The sequence below is a fragment of the Bartonella sp. CL25QHWL genome (genome assembly GCF_042195335.1).
In the GTDB taxonomy this organism is placed as follows: domain Bacteria; phylum Pseudomonadota; class Alphaproteobacteria; order Rhizobiales; family Rhizobiaceae; genus Bartonella.
Genome location: NZ_JBHIOE010000115.1, coordinates 1 through 528, shown reverse-complemented (window position 1 = coordinate 528; position 528 = coordinate 1). Strand labels below are relative to the sequence as shown.

General features: G+C 39.6%; 1 protein-coding gene. It reads left to right on the top strand.

What is annotated here, in order from left to right:
• The first annotated feature begins 149 nt into the window (after window positions 1-149).
• Window positions 150-335: a Ulp1 family isopeptidase gene (locus ACFILY_RS09730; protein ID WP_375673401.1), complete on the top strand. Its 186-nt coding sequence runs from the start codon at window positions 150-152 to the stop codon at window positions 333-335.
• The last annotated feature ends 193 nt before the right edge of the window (window positions 336-528 follow it).

Sequence of the window (528 nt, the reverse complement as noted above, 5' to 3'; positions counted from 1 at the left end):
CTTTGTTAAGCTGCCAACTAACGTGAACTTCTATAACGTAACAGAAGAAAATGTTTGACTATTTCGTGACAATGGAGTTCGGACAGTCTTTAACTCTATAATATCCTTTAATTCACGACAATCGAACACCACGGCCGAGACGAGGAACTGTGGACTGCGCCGTTTACGTCATGCGGTTTATCGAGCTAATACTAGAAGGTGAAAAGCTACGCGTTCCGCAAAAAGATGTCCCTTATTTTAGATTAAAGTATGTTGCCCGCATACTTGTTGAAGGTCGTCGATCCGGTCTCGTAGAGAAAGGCGAGTCTTCTACTGGGGGCGGGAAGTTGGCATGAGTTTATGTTATTCATTTAGAGTACTTGTTACCGCGTAAGCATGGAAGTCTGTACGTAATTAAATATGTCACCATTTACATTACAATGTCTCTGTGTAAATTTGGATATAGACCTGTACATTATCTATTTCGTCGTTAACAATGTCTTTAGTTGTTCAAATAAACAACTTTTTTGGTGAAACACCAGAAGTTAA